The 15637-nt window shown below is 39.3% G+C and carries 9 protein-coding genes; 8 read left to right on the plus strand and 1 reads right to left on the minus strand.

Going from position 1 to position 15637, the window contains the following annotated elements; genetic code table 11:
* The first annotated feature begins 33 nt into the window (after positions 1 to 33).
* The 8 genes from F0364_RS20510 to F0364_RS20545 all read left to right on the plus strand — a co-directional run bounded on the left by F0364_RS20510 (position 34) and on the right by F0364_RS20545 (position 14293).
* Positions 34 to 1641: an ATP-binding protein gene (locus tag F0364_RS20510; RefSeq protein WP_153799687.1), complete on the plus strand. Its 1608-nt coding sequence runs from the start codon at positions 34 to 36 to the stop codon at positions 1639 to 1641.
* Positions 1628 to 3286 (plus strand): esterase/lipase family protein, encoded by a 1659-nt coding sequence (locus tag F0364_RS20515; protein ID WP_153799688.1) that lies wholly within the window; start codon positions 1628 to 1630, stop codon positions 3284 to 3286. The genes F0364_RS20510 and F0364_RS20515 overlap by 14 nt, the downstream gene beginning before the upstream one ends.
* A 1219-nt stretch (positions 3287 to 4505) precedes the next feature.
* On the plus strand, positions 4506 to 5474 hold the full coding sequence (locus F0364_RS20520) for a hypothetical protein (protein WP_153799689.1): 969 nt from the start codon (positions 4506 to 4508) through the stop codon (positions 5472 to 5474).
* Between the two features lie 34 nt (positions 5475 to 5508).
* Positions 5509 to 11976: a SpvB/TcaC N-terminal domain-containing protein gene (locus tag F0364_RS20525; protein WP_153799690.1), complete on the plus strand. Its 6468-nt coding sequence runs from the start codon at positions 5509 to 5511 to the stop codon at positions 11974 to 11976.
* 5 nt (positions 11977 to 11981) lie between these two features.
* Complete coding sequence (locus tag F0364_RS20530; RefSeq protein WP_153799691.1) at positions 11982 to 12350, plus strand: hypothetical protein; 369 nt, start codon at positions 11982 to 11984, stop codon at positions 12348 to 12350.
* Between the two features lie 82 nt (positions 12351 to 12432).
* A complete protein-coding gene (locus F0364_RS20535) occupies positions 12433 to 12999 on the plus strand; it encodes a hypothetical protein (protein ID WP_153799692.1) in 567 nt (188 codons plus the stop codon).
* A gap of 91 nt (positions 13000 to 13090) precedes the next feature.
* Positions 13091 to 13750 (plus strand): porin family protein, encoded by a 660-nt coding sequence (locus F0364_RS20540; RefSeq protein ID WP_153799693.1) that lies wholly within the window; start codon positions 13091 to 13093, stop codon positions 13748 to 13750.
* 72 nt (positions 13751 to 13822) lie between these two features.
* Entirely contained in the window at positions 13823 to 14293 is a 471-nt protein-coding gene (locus F0364_RS20545; protein WP_153799694.1) for a T9SS type A sorting domain-containing protein, read from the plus strand.
* A gap of 623 nt (positions 14294 to 14916) precedes the next feature.
* Here F0364_RS20545 and F0364_RS20550 read toward each other — a convergent pair.
* On the minus strand, positions 14917 to 15637 hold a 721-nt coding region (locus F0364_RS20550), incomplete at its 5' end, for a site-specific integrase (protein ID WP_153799695.1).

Raw genomic sequence — 15637 nt, forward strand, 5'->3', positions numbered from 1 at the left:
TATCTTTCACAAAAATAGATTAATTTCAGAGGAATGATAGATGACCTGCAATTAATTCGGGCTTCTCTTGCGGACGTAAGCTTTGATAATCTGGTAGCTGAAACTTCTATAGAATCTAATCATTTCAAACTATATGAGGTTAAGTTGCCTGAGTATTTTAAGGGGCTCCCTGAAAAATGGTTTTTTGCGATCCTGTCTCTGCATAGAGTGGCTCTAGATCCTTTAAATTATGCAGAAATTATTGTCGAAGGGAAAAGAATAATTGACACGTGTAAGAAGCAGGAAAAACTTCCATTAGTATTTATCACTGATGCATTGAGCCAAAATCTTGAACAGGTGTTGGACGACACCCGCGGGGATATTTTTTTTATGGATCGTACACAATTGCCAGACGAATTTAGAGAGAAAAGTCATGTAAGAGATGTCCCTTTAATTACGGTAGCAAGGAAGAAATTACAGCGTAAAAACACATCCCACCTTTTGAACCCCTACAGTCCCAATATGCCTGCTGGTGGATGGCGTTTTTTTGGCCGCCGTTATGTGCTCAACCACATTCTGCAATCGAGTTCGAATTGCTTGATACTGGGGTCCAGAAGGATTGGTAAAACCTCTATTTTGTTTGAAGCTTTCAGACAATTGTCGGCGGCAGGTTATAGTGCGCATTATGTCGGAGTTCAAAGTTTAAGATCCTATGGAGAAATTGTAGAAGCGTTTATTCGTGAGTTGTCTCCTCGCGATGCATATCAAGCACAAAGAGAGTCCCAGCAGCTCGGCACGAATCTCCTGTCCAGTGTGATTAACCGTTTGACAAAGGATGAGAAAAAACAAATTGTAATTATATTAGATGAACTTGGCAACGTAATGCAGAGGGATCATAGAAATCCTTGGTTATTTTTTGGTGTACTGAGGGATTTGTCACATACAGGAAAAGTCAGAGTTTTAGCTTCAGCATTTCAGGAGGTCTTTCTACAGACTTATAATGATGCCTCAAGTCCGCTTAATAATTTCGGATCCAGGATCGAAGTCGGTCTTTTTTCCAAGGTGGATGTAGAAGAATTAATTATTGATCCTTTGAGTATCTGGTATGAGATCGAAGACAAAGATCAGTTGCTTTTACATATACAATCAAAGTTTGGGTTTCATCCCGTAGTTCTCCAACATTTGGGTGATTATATTTTTAGCAAGATATTTCTTTCCAGTGATAAAAACATAATGACGCACATTGAAAATGCTCTGGGACAAGATATACGTTATTTCAGTCAGGCATGTCAGGATATTTTTACCACCAATCATTCCCTTTTAGAAAAATACCTATTTCTGAAGTGTTGCAGCGAAGCAAGGGAAGCCGCCCGGGAACTGTCGGCGGTAGAAATGACCCAGGGATCACTGAAAAATACACTTCTGGCGTTTGATATCCTGTCAACGCTGGAAGAGCGCAATTATTTTCTTTATCGATTGGGATTGAAAGGCCTATTCTGTCAGGATGAGTCGAATGCGCTGATTTTTAGGGTCGCGACACCGATAGTGTACTACTACTTGATCTCATGTAATAATATACAAGAGATGATGCTTGACTATGAACTTGAAATCCCCAATGTTATAAAGGATATCAAAATAACATATCAGCATGAGGGAAGCTAAACTTTTCGATCACTGTTGGCAGCAGGCAATCGACTCCCTCTTTCGTGGAGAATCAGTGTTTCTTTTTGCGTCGGAGTTTTGTGGAAAGCAAACTTTTCAACAGTACGTTCGTAATTCCCAGGAATTGTCTACGCGAAAACGCATGGTATGCATAAGCAATTTGAGAGATACTGAGCCGATCAACTATCAGGAAATTCTAAATTTATTTCAAGTCGACGAACAATTGACGACAACTAACAAGGTAGAATTTGTTAATGCATTAGAATCATTGATACAGAAAACACCTTTCCTGGTGCTTATTGCCAATACTTTCCGGAGCTATAAGGTGGTCAGTACCTTGGTTGAGATATTACATGAAATCATATTGAAGTATCCCAACGGGAATCGGGAATATTTAACTGTCTTATTAACTGATGACTACTCTCTGTATTACTACGAGCTCCAACGCAGACTTACCAACGAGTATTCTGCTTCATGGTTCTTTTTTAAGAAGATATACGTCAGGCAAATAGCAGACTCTTCACTTATCAATGAAGAGTTGGAAGAGTTCTTTCATAATAAACAGCTTGCTGAGGAATTGACCAGTATTGTGATGAACCTTTCCGGAGGACATCAGGGTATTGTTGCTGAAGCGATCGATCACTTAGTGACGAATTGGAAGTCAATCAATTTTGATCTTATTGCCAGAGAGTTGGGTGAATATATAGCTACGGGGCGAGTAATGGATTCTTTGAGAAATGAACTGGTCAATCTCAACAACGCCGGTTTGACGTACTTGTATTCCTTTAGAACCAAAAGGATGATAGAGAGCGATAATGGTGAGCAGGTAAAAAGATGGCATACAAAAGGAATTCTTGCAAAAAGCGGCGATATGTATATTGGGCTTTGCGATGGAGTAGTCCGTGAATTGGTGATCAATACCTACAATTCAAAGGTTATGGGTAATAAAAAAAAGTTGATCCTCTGCATTCATGGATTGAATGGTAGTGAGGAAACCTGGTCAGCCTTCAAGGCGTTGTATGAGAGCGATAGCGAATTGAAAGAAGCGTATGACTTTGATACCTATACATTTCCCACGACCATGCGATGGGAACTAAATTTTTTTAAAGCTACCAATCCACCGATCGCCCAGTTGGCTGCTGGGTTAAGAACAGAAATCGAAACACGGTTCTCACCCTATGGCGAGATCTCTCTAGTATGTCATAGTCTTGGCGGACTGGTGGGAAGAAAGATGCTGCTAGAGCATTATCTACTTCAGAAACATGGTGTGGAAATGAGCGAGGGATTTCCTAAAATGGAAAAGATCATTATGTACGCGACGCCCAATAATGGTTCGGGCCTTGCCAACGCGGCCAAGTATCTCACAATAAGGAACCGGCAAGTGCGACAGCTATGCAGGAAGGCTGAATTCCTGCAGGAACTGAACGAAAAATGGATGCAGTTGGGCGCACACGATCATTATAAAGGGTGGTACGTGATCGGAGGAAAGGACCAGGTTGTTAGCCCGGATAGTGTGGCCATGTATTGGGGCAATTCACGTTGCAAGACAATCATTGGCGTCGACCATTTTGATATCGTCAAACCCACGGATCAAAAGTCTCTCTCCTACCTCCTCTTTAAAAAAATATTGCTGGAGGAAAATTAGACACCTGCTTTCGTAGTAAGTTTGCTGAAAATGTTATGCAGAAGTTGAATTAGTCAACTAAGCAAGGGCATAAGATATTGTCAAATTCAGTCACTTTTGGTAAATTTGCGGCAAATCACCTAGTTAATATTTTCGTTTATTTGACTTTTTCTGAGTGCTGACATCTTCCGTTTCTGATTCCACATATATATCAGCGATACTGAAACCTGTTTCCTTTTTAATAAGTTCAACGTGCAGTGTGACCGCGGCCATAAGGAGTTTAACGTTCCCTGTTCTGATCCACCGGTCAATTGTATACACAGTACATTCATTTGCAATGGCAATTAGCGCTTTTAATCGGTTGTTGCGCTTAAGCTCGCTTATCAATTTTTGAGATAGAATCATGAGTGATATAGAAAGTAAAAAAATAATACTAATTAATAAGGAAATTGAGGATTATGACAATATAAATAGAACTGATCACTCTGGTAACAGTGGATTGTTGTGTGTGAAGTAAACAAGAAAACAGAGCTAAGGGTAAGACGAAGTTCATGTTTGGTTTAGTTTTTTATAATGAGATGGCAAAGACGCATCCCCTTTAGAGAATGTGACTCGTTCACTACCGTAATAATATAAACTCCAAAATCCTGAATTGTCCCGGTAAGAACATTCAAGCACAGCAAATAATTCTCATTGCATCAATCTGGCGGAAATGATTCTCTTAATTGTTTTTTAAGCATTATTTAAGGTTATTTATAATTTGATTGTCAGACTTTTATGTTGCCTTAAATCAAAAATCTGTACGTTTCCTGGACCTGAAAAACCATCCAGATTAGCTTAACAGGTAAAGATTATTTAGTTTGATTTAGCGTCGCTCGGAAATCTATTGTACTGACTTTACTTGCTTACCATTTCATTTAATTTGACCGGTGTTCTCAATTAAGTATTGAGGAGGCATGTCTGTTATATAGCTTGACTATGAAGGTAAAGTTTGGACGCAAATGGATTGCATTGACTGCCATTTTCGACGCAGTTACTTGAACAGTTAGCAAAAACTTTATTATTCACTGTCTAAACCTTTCGATAATAAAAACCATTTAACCCGCTTATGAAAAAAAAGCCGTATTTCGATTTTTTAGGGACGTTTGCATTAGTTATAAATATTGTCAAAATGTCCTCCTCTATATTGCCTTTATCCAATCTCTCCCTTCGATTTAAGCAACTATTCAAACACCTACACATGAATAAAAAAATAGCTATCGCTTTTATTGCGATATTGTCTACAGGGATTAATGCTTTCTCACAAAATGATTTTCCGACCACTGGGAATGCAAATCTCGCTACCACAAACTATTTAAGATTTGGTGGCCGCGTATATGTCCAGGCAACTAATACTGGATTAAGCGGCAACACACGTGGAATAATAAGCAATAGCGTTTCCTGGAATACCAGTACCTCAAAGTGGGCAATTGGTTTAACCGGCAGCAGTGTATCGGATTTCAGCCTTTTACGTTTTGAGAATATCGGCGGTATCGGTTTTTTCAATGGTCCTTCCACTGGTGGGTATTATGAAGTCGACAATGAAGGATTGGAGCAATACCGGAGAATGACGATTTTAAATGATGGCAAGATCGGCATTGGAATATCTTCCCCGGAATCCAGGCTGGAAGTAAGAGGTTTGGGCTCACTAGCCAACTTGTATAATCCTGCTGCTGCCGGTATCAAAATTAGTAACGGCGGCAATCTGATTATGGATGGGAATGAAATCTACTCGGATGGTAGCCTAAATATAGGGGTGGCTCCTTCCGGTACGCTGGCATTTGGTCCTGTGGATGCAACTACATCGTTTTCAGGCGCTTTTAGGGTCTTTGGAAACGGAAATGTTGGAATCGGCACTAATGATACCAAAGGTTATAAGTTCGCTGTTAATGGTGATGCAGTTTTCACGAAGGTAGTAGTGAAAAGTTATACGACCTGGCCTGATTACGTTTTTGAACCCTCCTACAAACTGCCTAGCCTTCAATACGTAGAACAATATATAAACACCAATAAACATTTACCTGATGTGCCTTCAGCCGCAGATATAGAAAATCAGGGAGTTGATCTTGCCAATACCCAGGCGGCTCTATTGAGGAAAATAGAAGAATTGACATTATATGTGATTGAATTGAAAAAGGAAGTTGAAGAACTCAAAACGAAAAATAATTAGGCAACTTAATCTATTGTACAGCTAAGTAAACAATATGAAGCAGGTTTTTCATTTCGTATTAGTATCCCTACTGACACTTTTGAATACAGATTTAGTAGCACAAAATACTTCTAAGCCTGTCGGTGCAACAGCGGGATCTGTTGAAGTAGGTGCAGGAAATGCTACATATACCATTCCAATACAGGTTCCTCCTGGAACAAATGGTCTGGTTCCCAACATCAGTATAAGCTATAATTCACAAGCTGGCAATGGAGTTGCAGGAGTTGGCTGGTCCGTTAGTGGGTTATCTGCTATCACGCGGGGAGGGAAAAATATATATCATAACGGAATTGTTCAACCAGTAAGCTTCACAGCAGACGATAATTTTTATCTGGATGGCGTAAAGATTAATCAGGTTAGTAGCAGCACAAACGGAGTTGAAACTGATTTATCTGTATCTGTAAGAGAAACTGGTCTGGGTGCCTACTATGCAACCAATAGCATTGAATTCTTGCCTGGCTTTACCAGTGAGACTTCGGCTGTTTTTAGTGCTGAAATTGTTAATAGCCCAAATGCCAATGGCGGTAATCCGTATTATGCGATGGAAAATGAAACCTTTGCACAAATTATTCCTTCGCCTGCCGGCTCTTCCAATCCCACCTGGTTTAAAGTTGTTGCAAAAGATGGCAGTATCATAGAATTCGGTAATACTGCAGATAGCCGGATAATGACGAATGATGGCCTAAAAATCATGATGTGGCGATTAAATCGCATTAAAGATATTAATGGCAATTATATTGATTTTGTGTATGACAATACCAACCGGGACAGCAGGATTAAAACAATAAAATATACAGGCAATACCAACACGGGGTTATTGCCATATAACTTTATAACCTTTAATTACGTATCAAGATCAGATAATGTTACTTTATATGAAAGCGGTTCCTCTCTTACATCGAACTACCTTTTGAGTGAAATTCAAATCCTGGCGGACAATGATATCTTGTTCAAAAAGTACCAGTTTTCCTACAACAATTTTAATGGGGCATCTTTTCTAAAAGATGTTAAGGAAATTGGCTCGGACGGTACGACTGACTTAAACCCAACAACTTTTACTTATGGCACGTCTGAAGTCGTAAGCCCTATAAATATATTGCCTCCTTATAATTTTCTCCCTTCTTCCAGGGATTGCATATCTGGTGATTTTGATGGCGATGGAAAATCGGATATTCTGGCAGCCTATTTTTATTATGATAACCAGGGGATAAAACACCATAATCAGTATTATTTATTGAAAGATTTTTCAGGATTTGGTTCTAATCCAACTGTGTCTGTAATATACAGTACGAGCAGTTTAGATAATGCCAATGGGCGCACCACAGAGGTGGTGAGTGCTCGCAAGCATTACAACTTTATGGCCAATGATTATGATGGCGATGGCAAAGATGATGTCACAATGGCAAAGACTTATCTTGATCAGCTTGGGGGCGCAACAGTACGGGCTTTTGACCGCATTACCATACACTATACTAAAATCTACACATCAAGCTCCGGTTGGACATATCAGGCGCAAAATTTTACACAAATCCCTCACAGCTCTTTGTATGTGCAGGACTTCAAGTATATCCATGCAAATGGTAACTATTTTATTCCGGGAGATTTTGATGGGGATGGAAACCAGGATTATATCTTAATAACTGGTATTAACGCAACTAATTCATTTAAAGGATTTTTATCTTGTCCTAAGACTGGAGTAGTTAATGAAGAGATTGCCGGTTTCGGTGTAGGAGGCGATCCGTCGTCTGCTTTTTACGCAACGACTATTGCAGAGGCAGATGATATTGTTACGCTTGACTTTGATGGTGATGGGAAAACAGAAATACTCGTTGTAAAAGGAGCAAGTAGTTATATCCTGTCCGTTCATCCTGTCTCTGCTTCCACCGGCTTTAACTACGGGGCAACGCTGATTCATACAACTTCTGAATTTTCCAGCGGAGCTAAAATATATGTGGGAGATTTTAACGGGGACAGAAAAATGGATTTATTGGTAAGGAACAGTGCTACACAATCTTCCACTCCCTGGAAGATTTTATTTAGTACCGGTAAGTCCTTTGTAGTAAGTGGAAGTCCATTCACTCTACACCAACCAGTCTTTACTGGTGATAGCCCTGGCTATTCAGACGCACATATTCTTAATATTGGTGATTTTAATAGTGATGGGAAAAGCGATATATTTCTTGCATTAGACCATGAGAACGGAACGGCTCTCTTTGATGTCTATTATAGTACTGGAAGTGCTTTTCTTGCCGAAGCATTTTCCATCGCCAATACTTCTATCAATGGGGACAATACATTGCAAGGGGACTTCAATACCGATTCCAGGTCGGATTTCATGAGTTTGCTCGGTAATACTGGCAAAATAGTATGCTTTAAACCTTTTAAACAGGACAGGTTACTAGCCCAGGTAACAAATGGGCTCGGTCATACTACAAAAATTAACTATAAATTGATGACCGATGATAGTGGTCCTAATGTGATATACCAACGTTCAACGCAGTATCAATTTGACGTTTTAAATGGCACAAGCCCTAATGGAAATCCTTACAATGTAATTCAGATACCCTCTTATTTGCTTTCTTCAATAGAAACACCAGACGCTCTTGGAGGAACTAGGATAAATAGCTTTACATATCAGGATGCTGTGCTGTATCGGGGAGGAAGAGGGTATCTTGGATATAAGAAAATTGTTTCCAGCGACAACATATCTGGTGAAAGCTTAACAACTGAAAATGAGATAAACGTTCAGTTCTCCGTGCCTTATCTAATTAAGAAATCTTCGCAGGTCGGCACCACTTTATTGAGCGAAGAAATATTTGCATCTTCATTCAAAAATTTAGGCACGGGGTATACAGATAAAAGATATTTCCAAAAGATTAATAAAGTAACAAGTATAAATTATCTGACCGGCTCCGCCCGCGAAACATACAACACCTTTGACAACTTCGGAAATATTACGTCAACCCAGACCAAAATCGGAACTTACGCCTCAAACAGCGTTACTCCAATTGAGACGGTTTCCAGTATGACAGGATACGGGGTCAAAAATTCACCCGTACCTTCCAGGCCAGAGACCATTAGCATGACCAATTCGAGGTCCGGTTCACCAGCGGTCTCATCCAAAACCAGGATTGTCTATAACTCAATAGGCATCGTTGAGTCCCAAACTGCATTCGCCGGTGAACCGAAGGCTATAACAACTTCCTATACATATAATTCGCTTGGGGGAATATCTCAAACAGTCATTTCTTCTCCAGGACTAAATGCCCATACTGTAAAATACACCTTCGATAGTTATGCAAGATATCCAATTAAGAAAGAATGGATTGGAGGGCCGTCACCACGCTCTGAAAGTTTTACCTACGATCCCGTTTGGGGCAAGCAGCTTACTCACACATCTATCGATGGGTTGACTGTTGGTTATGAATACGATAAGTTTGGCTCTATTACTAAAGTTACGTTCCCTGATGGCAATACTGCTAATTATTCTTTGGGATGGGAGCTTCAAAATGGCAATACATATTATAGTTTGACAACCCAAAGTGGATTACCTACTATTAAAAATTGGTTTGACATTTTAGGCCGAAAGACCAAAATGCAAACTACAGGATTCAATAGCCAATGGCTAACACAAGTAACGACTTACGATCAAAGGGGAAACATTTCAACTCAATCAAATCAGTATTACTCAACAGAAACCCCATTAATTACAACAAATACTTATGATAATTATAACCGGCTCATAAAATCCAGTAATACGATTACCTATACAGACTATATATATACCTTGCTCAGTGGCGGCAAGATGCAAACTGAAATTAAAAATGCCGCTGGTCAAAGTAGAAGTCAAGTCACTGATGCAACTGGTAAAATTGCTTCAATAATAGATAATGGAGGTCAGTTAGATTTTACCTATGATAGTTGGGGTAATCAGTCTCAGGTAAAACAAGGTAGCGTCACCCTGATTAATAGTGCTTACGACAAATACGGAAAAAGAACTTCTATCACAGAAAAAAATGCAGGCACAATTTCAACAGAATATGATGCTTATGGGCAGCTAAAAAAACAAACTGATGCAAATGGAAATATCTATAATTACGCCTACGACAATTATGGCCGTCTACTTTCACGTCAGGGACCAGAAGGCGTTACCAACTATGAATATTTTACAAATGGAACGTATAGCAATGATAATCTTCAAAAGATTACAGGGTTTAATGGCGTAGTCCAGGAGTATACCTACGATAACCTTAGAAGGCTACAGAATGAAAAAATATCTGTAGATGGCTCAATATATAATACCTCTTATTCCTATGATCAATATAGTAATCTTATTCAAACCACTTATCCATCCGGGGTAGTAGTTATAAATGATTATGATGCCAGTGGATACCTTTTGAATGTGAAAGGAGGGAATGTTTCTGCCCCAACTACACTGTTTACAGGGTCTCAAATGAATGGGTATGGGCAATATACATCGTATTCGCTTGGCAATGGCAAAAGCGGTCAGAATACGTATTATTACGGCAGTCCTAATAGATTTTATACACAAGGATTGCAAGACTTAAACTTTACCATAGATTATTCCAGGGGCAACCTCTCACAAAGGAAGGATATTATCAAAAATGTTACTGAGAATTTCACTTATGACAATCTAAATCGGCTGACTTCAACTACAGTCAATGGCGTACAGCAAATATCAATCAGCTATGATGGTAGTGCTAGCTTTTCTATGGGAAATATTGTTTCTAAAACGGATGCTGGTAGCTACGTTTATAGAAATGATAAGATACATGCTACAGCATATATAACAAACCCTGCCGGTCAGCAAACACCGCCTTCAAACATTTCTACAGTAGAGCAAAATTTGGGTTACACCCCATTTTTGAAGACGGGAAATATTTCCCAGGGGATAAATGATTTGGATTTCATTTACAGCCCCAATTATCAAAGAATAAAAACCACTCAAAAACAAAATGGAGCCGTCACTGATACCAAATATTTTTTAAATAACTATGAAAAGCAGATATCAGGTGGAGTGACAAGAGAAATTCATTATGTGGCGGGAGGGAATGGTATTTGCGCCATCATTGTTAGGCAAGGAGGTGTAAACAATTTCTATTTTGTCTATACAGATCACTTAGGCTCTATATTGACAGTCACCGATATCGCTGGTACTAAAGTTGCGGAGCAAAATTTTGATGCCTGGGGACGACACCGCAATCCATCTAATTGGCAGTATGGATCTGTTACTGCAAACCCGGCCTGGCTTTATCGGGGGTTCACCGGGCATGAACATTTAAATACATTCGGTCTGATTAATATGAATGGCCGGATGTACGATCCTATAACCGGAAGAATGTTAAGTCCTGACAATTATGTTCCGGATCCTCTAAGTACGCAAGGTTATAACAGATATGGTTATGCTAACAATAATCCGTTGAACCATGTAGATCCTGATGGTAACTGGTGGTTTTTGATTCCGGCAATTATTGGAGGGGTTATGAATGTGGCAACGCATTGGGATCAAATCAGTAACCTCAAAGATGGGTTGGTGGCTTTCGGTATAGGAGCAGTCGCGGGTACTGCCGCATATTTTACAGGTGGGGCGGCGGCTGGGGCAGTTGGTGCGGGTGGATTCCTTGGAGGCATTGCCGCGGGAGTTGGCGGTTCCGTTGTGTCCAGCCCCATTCAAGGAATTGGAAATATGGTTTATTTTGGAGATACTTACAGTGTAGATCAATTTGGAAAGGATGTTGCTATTGGCGGAATTACCGGGGGAGTCACAGGAGGAACGATCTCCGCACTTAGAGGCAGGAACTTTTGGAATGGCGATATCAGGGGAACAAATCCTGCTACTGGCCAGCCGGCCTCCAGATTTTCATTCAGAAATGATAGATTATTGATGGAAGATGGGTGGAAAAAAAACCCCAACGGAACTTGGTCAAGAGCACGCGTCATAGTGGAAAGCCCGGTTTTTCAGGACGCTTTAGAAGACAGAGTTACTAATTTTGCAGGCGTAGATGCCGGTGGACCCAGTGCCGGAGGGTATTACTCTGAGACAATACGAACAAAAGTTCCTCTTCCTAGTGCTACCTTTATAAATAGCTCTGAAAAAGGAGTTACAATTGGATTGGGACTGGATGAAGATCTAATAGCGCATCGATTCACCGATGCAATAACTTATAAAAATGCAGGATGGCAACAAGCTGGTTTAACAAGAGTTGATTGGGGGAGGGCATCGATTGATGATTTTTATTTTAAACAATCATTTTATGATGCTGCAAGTAATGCAAGCAATATAAGATTTGATGTATCAAATTTTAATCCTGCTTTTCCGCAACCAGGCGTAACTAGCTTTGAATTTAAACATATCATTAACAACCCAAATCTGCTACAAAAAACAATTTTCACACAAAATGGCTCTCAGGTTTTTTGGAATGGCAGTGCGTTCACAAAGTAATCACAATGAATATAATTACAGATTTGGAAAAGGCCAATCTCATCCTTAAAAAGTACAGTGGCGCTAAACTTCAAATATGGATGTTTAGCCGAAGTTTAAAAAGGATAGCTATAAAATTGTCGTTGGATGGCAAGCCTGAAGTCGTTTATTTAATAGGTATTGGTTGCGAAACCTTTCATGGTGATTTTCTTTTACACAATGCACATTTGCATATAACTCTGGAAAGGGGAACCGATTATTCTGATAACGATATAACAAAAATTAGTGACAATATTGTGGGATTTGAACTTACAACATCTGCAGGATTCTCCTTGGCGCAAGGAGTTGAAGAAGAATTCGGTGATTCATTTGAAAATTTCATTTTGAGAAAATAAAATTCGGCACAAAAAACAGATTTAAGATTTGATGATTTTTCGGTTACAACTTACTAGCCAATGCAAGTAAAATGAAAGAATTATGAAAATTAGATTCATCCTCGTTGTATTATTAATCTTTACTATCAATATACTGAACGCACAAGATAGCATTCAGCCTCCGTCAGGTGCACTTATTATTACCGACACTCAATATTATAGCGGTGTGTATCTTAACTTTGAGGAGTTTAAAAATAACCAACCATCCATTCCTTATGTAATTGCAAAAGTTGACGAAAAGGACAGCGTTAGCTTTATAATTTACAAGCAATTATCTGATAGCACCTTTGAAAAGATTGAAAGTGCCTGGGGAATTTGCATACGAAATGAAATATATGTGTTAGATAAAGGGCTTCTTATCCCCATTGAGAAAAAGGATACTTCTTTTTTCGCCTCCGCTACGATTGATCCCGAAGTCCGAAAGAATCAAGCTGTCTTTTGGAGACGCAGTATGAAAAATATAAACAGCAAGGATTGTAATCCTTTTTCAAAAATGGCAAGCTCCAATAACGAGAGTGAAAGTAACACCACTATTCAGCGAAAAGGAGAAGCCGAAGCCAAATTAGATTATGGCAAGCTAGACATGTTTAGCGGGAAACTGAACTTCTAACCATTATATGAAAATACCTTTTGGGGTTATGCATAGGTACTGTTGAATGGCAGGAAGCAGGTAATAATTTAGGTAAATCAATATCCAGAATATGAACAGATTTATTTCGACTGGCGTTCTAATGCTCGCTTTCACTGCTCTCATTGGCCAGCAAAATGGCAAAATAAAATTTGGCGCTCATGCAGGTATAAATATCGCTAACATTGTTAGCAAACTCAATAATACTGGCTTTAGTTATAGCCAGAGTGCAATCGTAGGATTTAATGCTGGTGTTTCAGCGGAAATACATATTGCCAATGGATTTTACTTACAACCAGAACCTTCCTTTTCACAGCTTGGTGCTAAAATTTATCCTATTCCATTCAGTTACTACAGTCAATACCTGGGCAGTGGTGATTCTGGAAACGTCACTGTGAAGTCAGTGCTCAATTATATAACCTTGCCTGTTTTGATAAAATACAAATTACAAGGTACCGGCCTTGGATTTTTTATTGGAGGGCAATATGGGGTTTTAGTTCGCGCAACAGATAAAGTAAGCAATAGTTCAAAATCAATATTGGTAAATTCAAAAGATGACTACAATTCGGGAGATTTTGCAGGCTTGATTGGCGCGGAGTATTATTTGCCTTTGGGGATAGGTCTTTCTGCAAAATATCAACATGGATTCAGTAATATACAAAAAGGGTCAGAAGCAATTGGTACCGTAAAGAATCGCGCTTTTTCCATAGCAATCAGTTATAGGCTTAATTGATGCCTTGACAAAAAATGATAGCGTAGGTCTGGTAGATTGATTACAGTGATAAGAAAGTTAAATATCTTATATATGAGACGTTTATTTACATTATTGGCAGTATTGTGCACGCTTCAGATAGTTAGCGCTCAAAGCATTCCCCCACAAACCTGCGGCATATTGTATACTTACGATAATGCGGGCAATCGTATTAAACAGGAATATTATTGTAACAATAGCACGCCACGAGTGGCCACCAATCAAAATGATACCCTGTTGTCCTCGAAAGGGGCTGAGTTAGTGACTTCAGACAATTCAAGCTTTCAGGTTGTAGATGCCCTTTATCCTAATCCAACGACGGGGGTTTTCTTCCTAACCTTCAGTAAGACATTGCAAAACGCAAAAATTTATCTCACTGATCTAAATGGTCGGGTTGTAAATCAATTCAAAGGGAATGGCACCAGAATAAGTTTTGATTTATCTGAGCAACCGAGTGGCGTTTATTTCGTCAGAATAGAAGATGCTGGAGTTGTAATAAGCAAAAAAGTAATTAAAGCCTATTAACATAAAGCAATTTTTCTGAGAGAACTTTTTGACACTTAGTTAGAACATTTGTCTTTACAATAGTAAATAAGCGAAAGGAAGCGGGCAAAACTGTACACATCCCGGAACTGCTTGAGAGCATGACGCATGAATTGTAATGACACATAGGTCTCATAACTAGTGATATACAGAGGCTCTTAGTTCCTGTTTTGGGCATTGGTTAACCAATACCTGACTCTTAGATTTCATCATCTACTATCATTTTTCTACCTTTGCAATAGCTCTTAAAATTTATCGGCACCATCGCCATGATACTATCTGAAAAGATATGAACGGAACTGACGGTTACTGGTTTTATCATAGACAAGAGATTAGGGTAAAATTCTGACCTAAAACTCTATTGAGTGAATCATTGAGTTGTAAAGGCCCATTTTACGAAACCATTATCCAGAAAGGGTTTCAAGGCCAGGTTCTCGACCTGTCTTCCCGACTTAAGTTTGTTCATTCCATGATTTTTGGCGATTTAGGATTTTTTAATCTCCTTCCCATATCATAGCCTCTCTCCAACAAAAGTTTTCTAAGCCAACTTATCGACTTATTCCAGCCTATCTCTTTCAATGGGTACCAAAATCTATAAATATGAATCATTCCCTGGCTATTTGACTATCTTCTCGATTCCAATCCATTATTTTCAAGTCGCCCCTTTGCATCCATAGTTCCTTGATTTTTTGTCCCGCTTCTTCAGGTGTCACACGGATATAACGGTAAAAGTCCCGCAAGCTTTTGTGGCCACTTATTTTCATAATTAAGTCCACCGGTGTTCCAGCTAAAAACTCATTGGTGCAGAAGGAACGACGGCAAGTGTGAGATGTAATCCACTCATATTTAGGCCTGGTTAAAACGATATCCCGGTTCCCTTTCTTATAAGAAAACTTGATAACCTCGCTTATGCCTGCAATCTTTCCAACTTCCTTAATATGCCGGTTAAAGTCAGGGTTGCTGAATACTGGGATGTTATTGTTGAATGTAGTCTCTAATATTTTTTGGGCTTCTTCCCTTAACGGAATTACCACCCAGTGATCCGATTTCTCCTGTTTTTTATACAACATGTCTTTACGAATATCCTCCGATTGAATCCTGGAAAAGTCTGAAAAACGCAAACCAGTTAAACATCCAAATATCAAGAGGTCGCGATATTTAACCAGGTGAGGGTTGGCTGAAAGGTCGGTCTGGTATATCCTCGCAATTTCATTTCTGCTCAAATAAATAGCGTCACTTTCCTCTTCCAATATTTTAAAGTCAGATATGTCAATAGGCGATATTATTTTTCGGCGCATTCTATCTCGAAGAAACACACGCAATTGC

This window comes from Foetidibacter luteolus, from assembly GCF_009650435.1.
Classification (GTDB): Bacteria; Bacteroidota; Bacteroidia; order Chitinophagales; family Chitinophagaceae; genus Foetidibacter; species Foetidibacter luteolus.

Coding starts and splice junctions, on each gene's coding strand:
- F0364_RS20510 (WP_153799687.1), top strand. CDS start 34: ATGATAGATGACCTGCAATTAATTCGGGCTTCTCTTGCGGACGTAAGC.
- F0364_RS20515 (WP_153799688.1), top strand. CDS start 1,628: ATGAGGGAAGCTAAACTTTTCGATCACTGTTGGCAGCAGGCAATCGAC.
- F0364_RS20520 (WP_153799689.1), top strand. CDS start 4,506: ATGAATAAAAAAATAGCTATCGCTTTTATTGCGATATTGTCTACAGGG.
- F0364_RS20525 (WP_153799690.1), top strand. CDS start 5,509: ATGAAGCAGGTTTTTCATTTCGTATTAGTATCCCTACTGACACTTTTG.
- F0364_RS20530 (WP_153799691.1), top strand. CDS start 11,982: ATGAATATAATTACAGATTTGGAAAAGGCCAATCTCATCCTTAAAAAG.
- F0364_RS20535 (WP_153799692.1), top strand. CDS start 12,433: ATGAAAATTAGATTCATCCTCGTTGTATTATTAATCTTTACTATCAAT.
- F0364_RS20540 (WP_153799693.1), top strand. CDS start 13,091: ATGAACAGATTTATTTCGACTGGCGTTCTAATGCTCGCTTTCACTGCT.
- F0364_RS20545 (WP_153799694.1), top strand. CDS start 13,823: ATGAGACGTTTATTTACATTATTGGCAGTATTGTGCACGCTTCAGATA.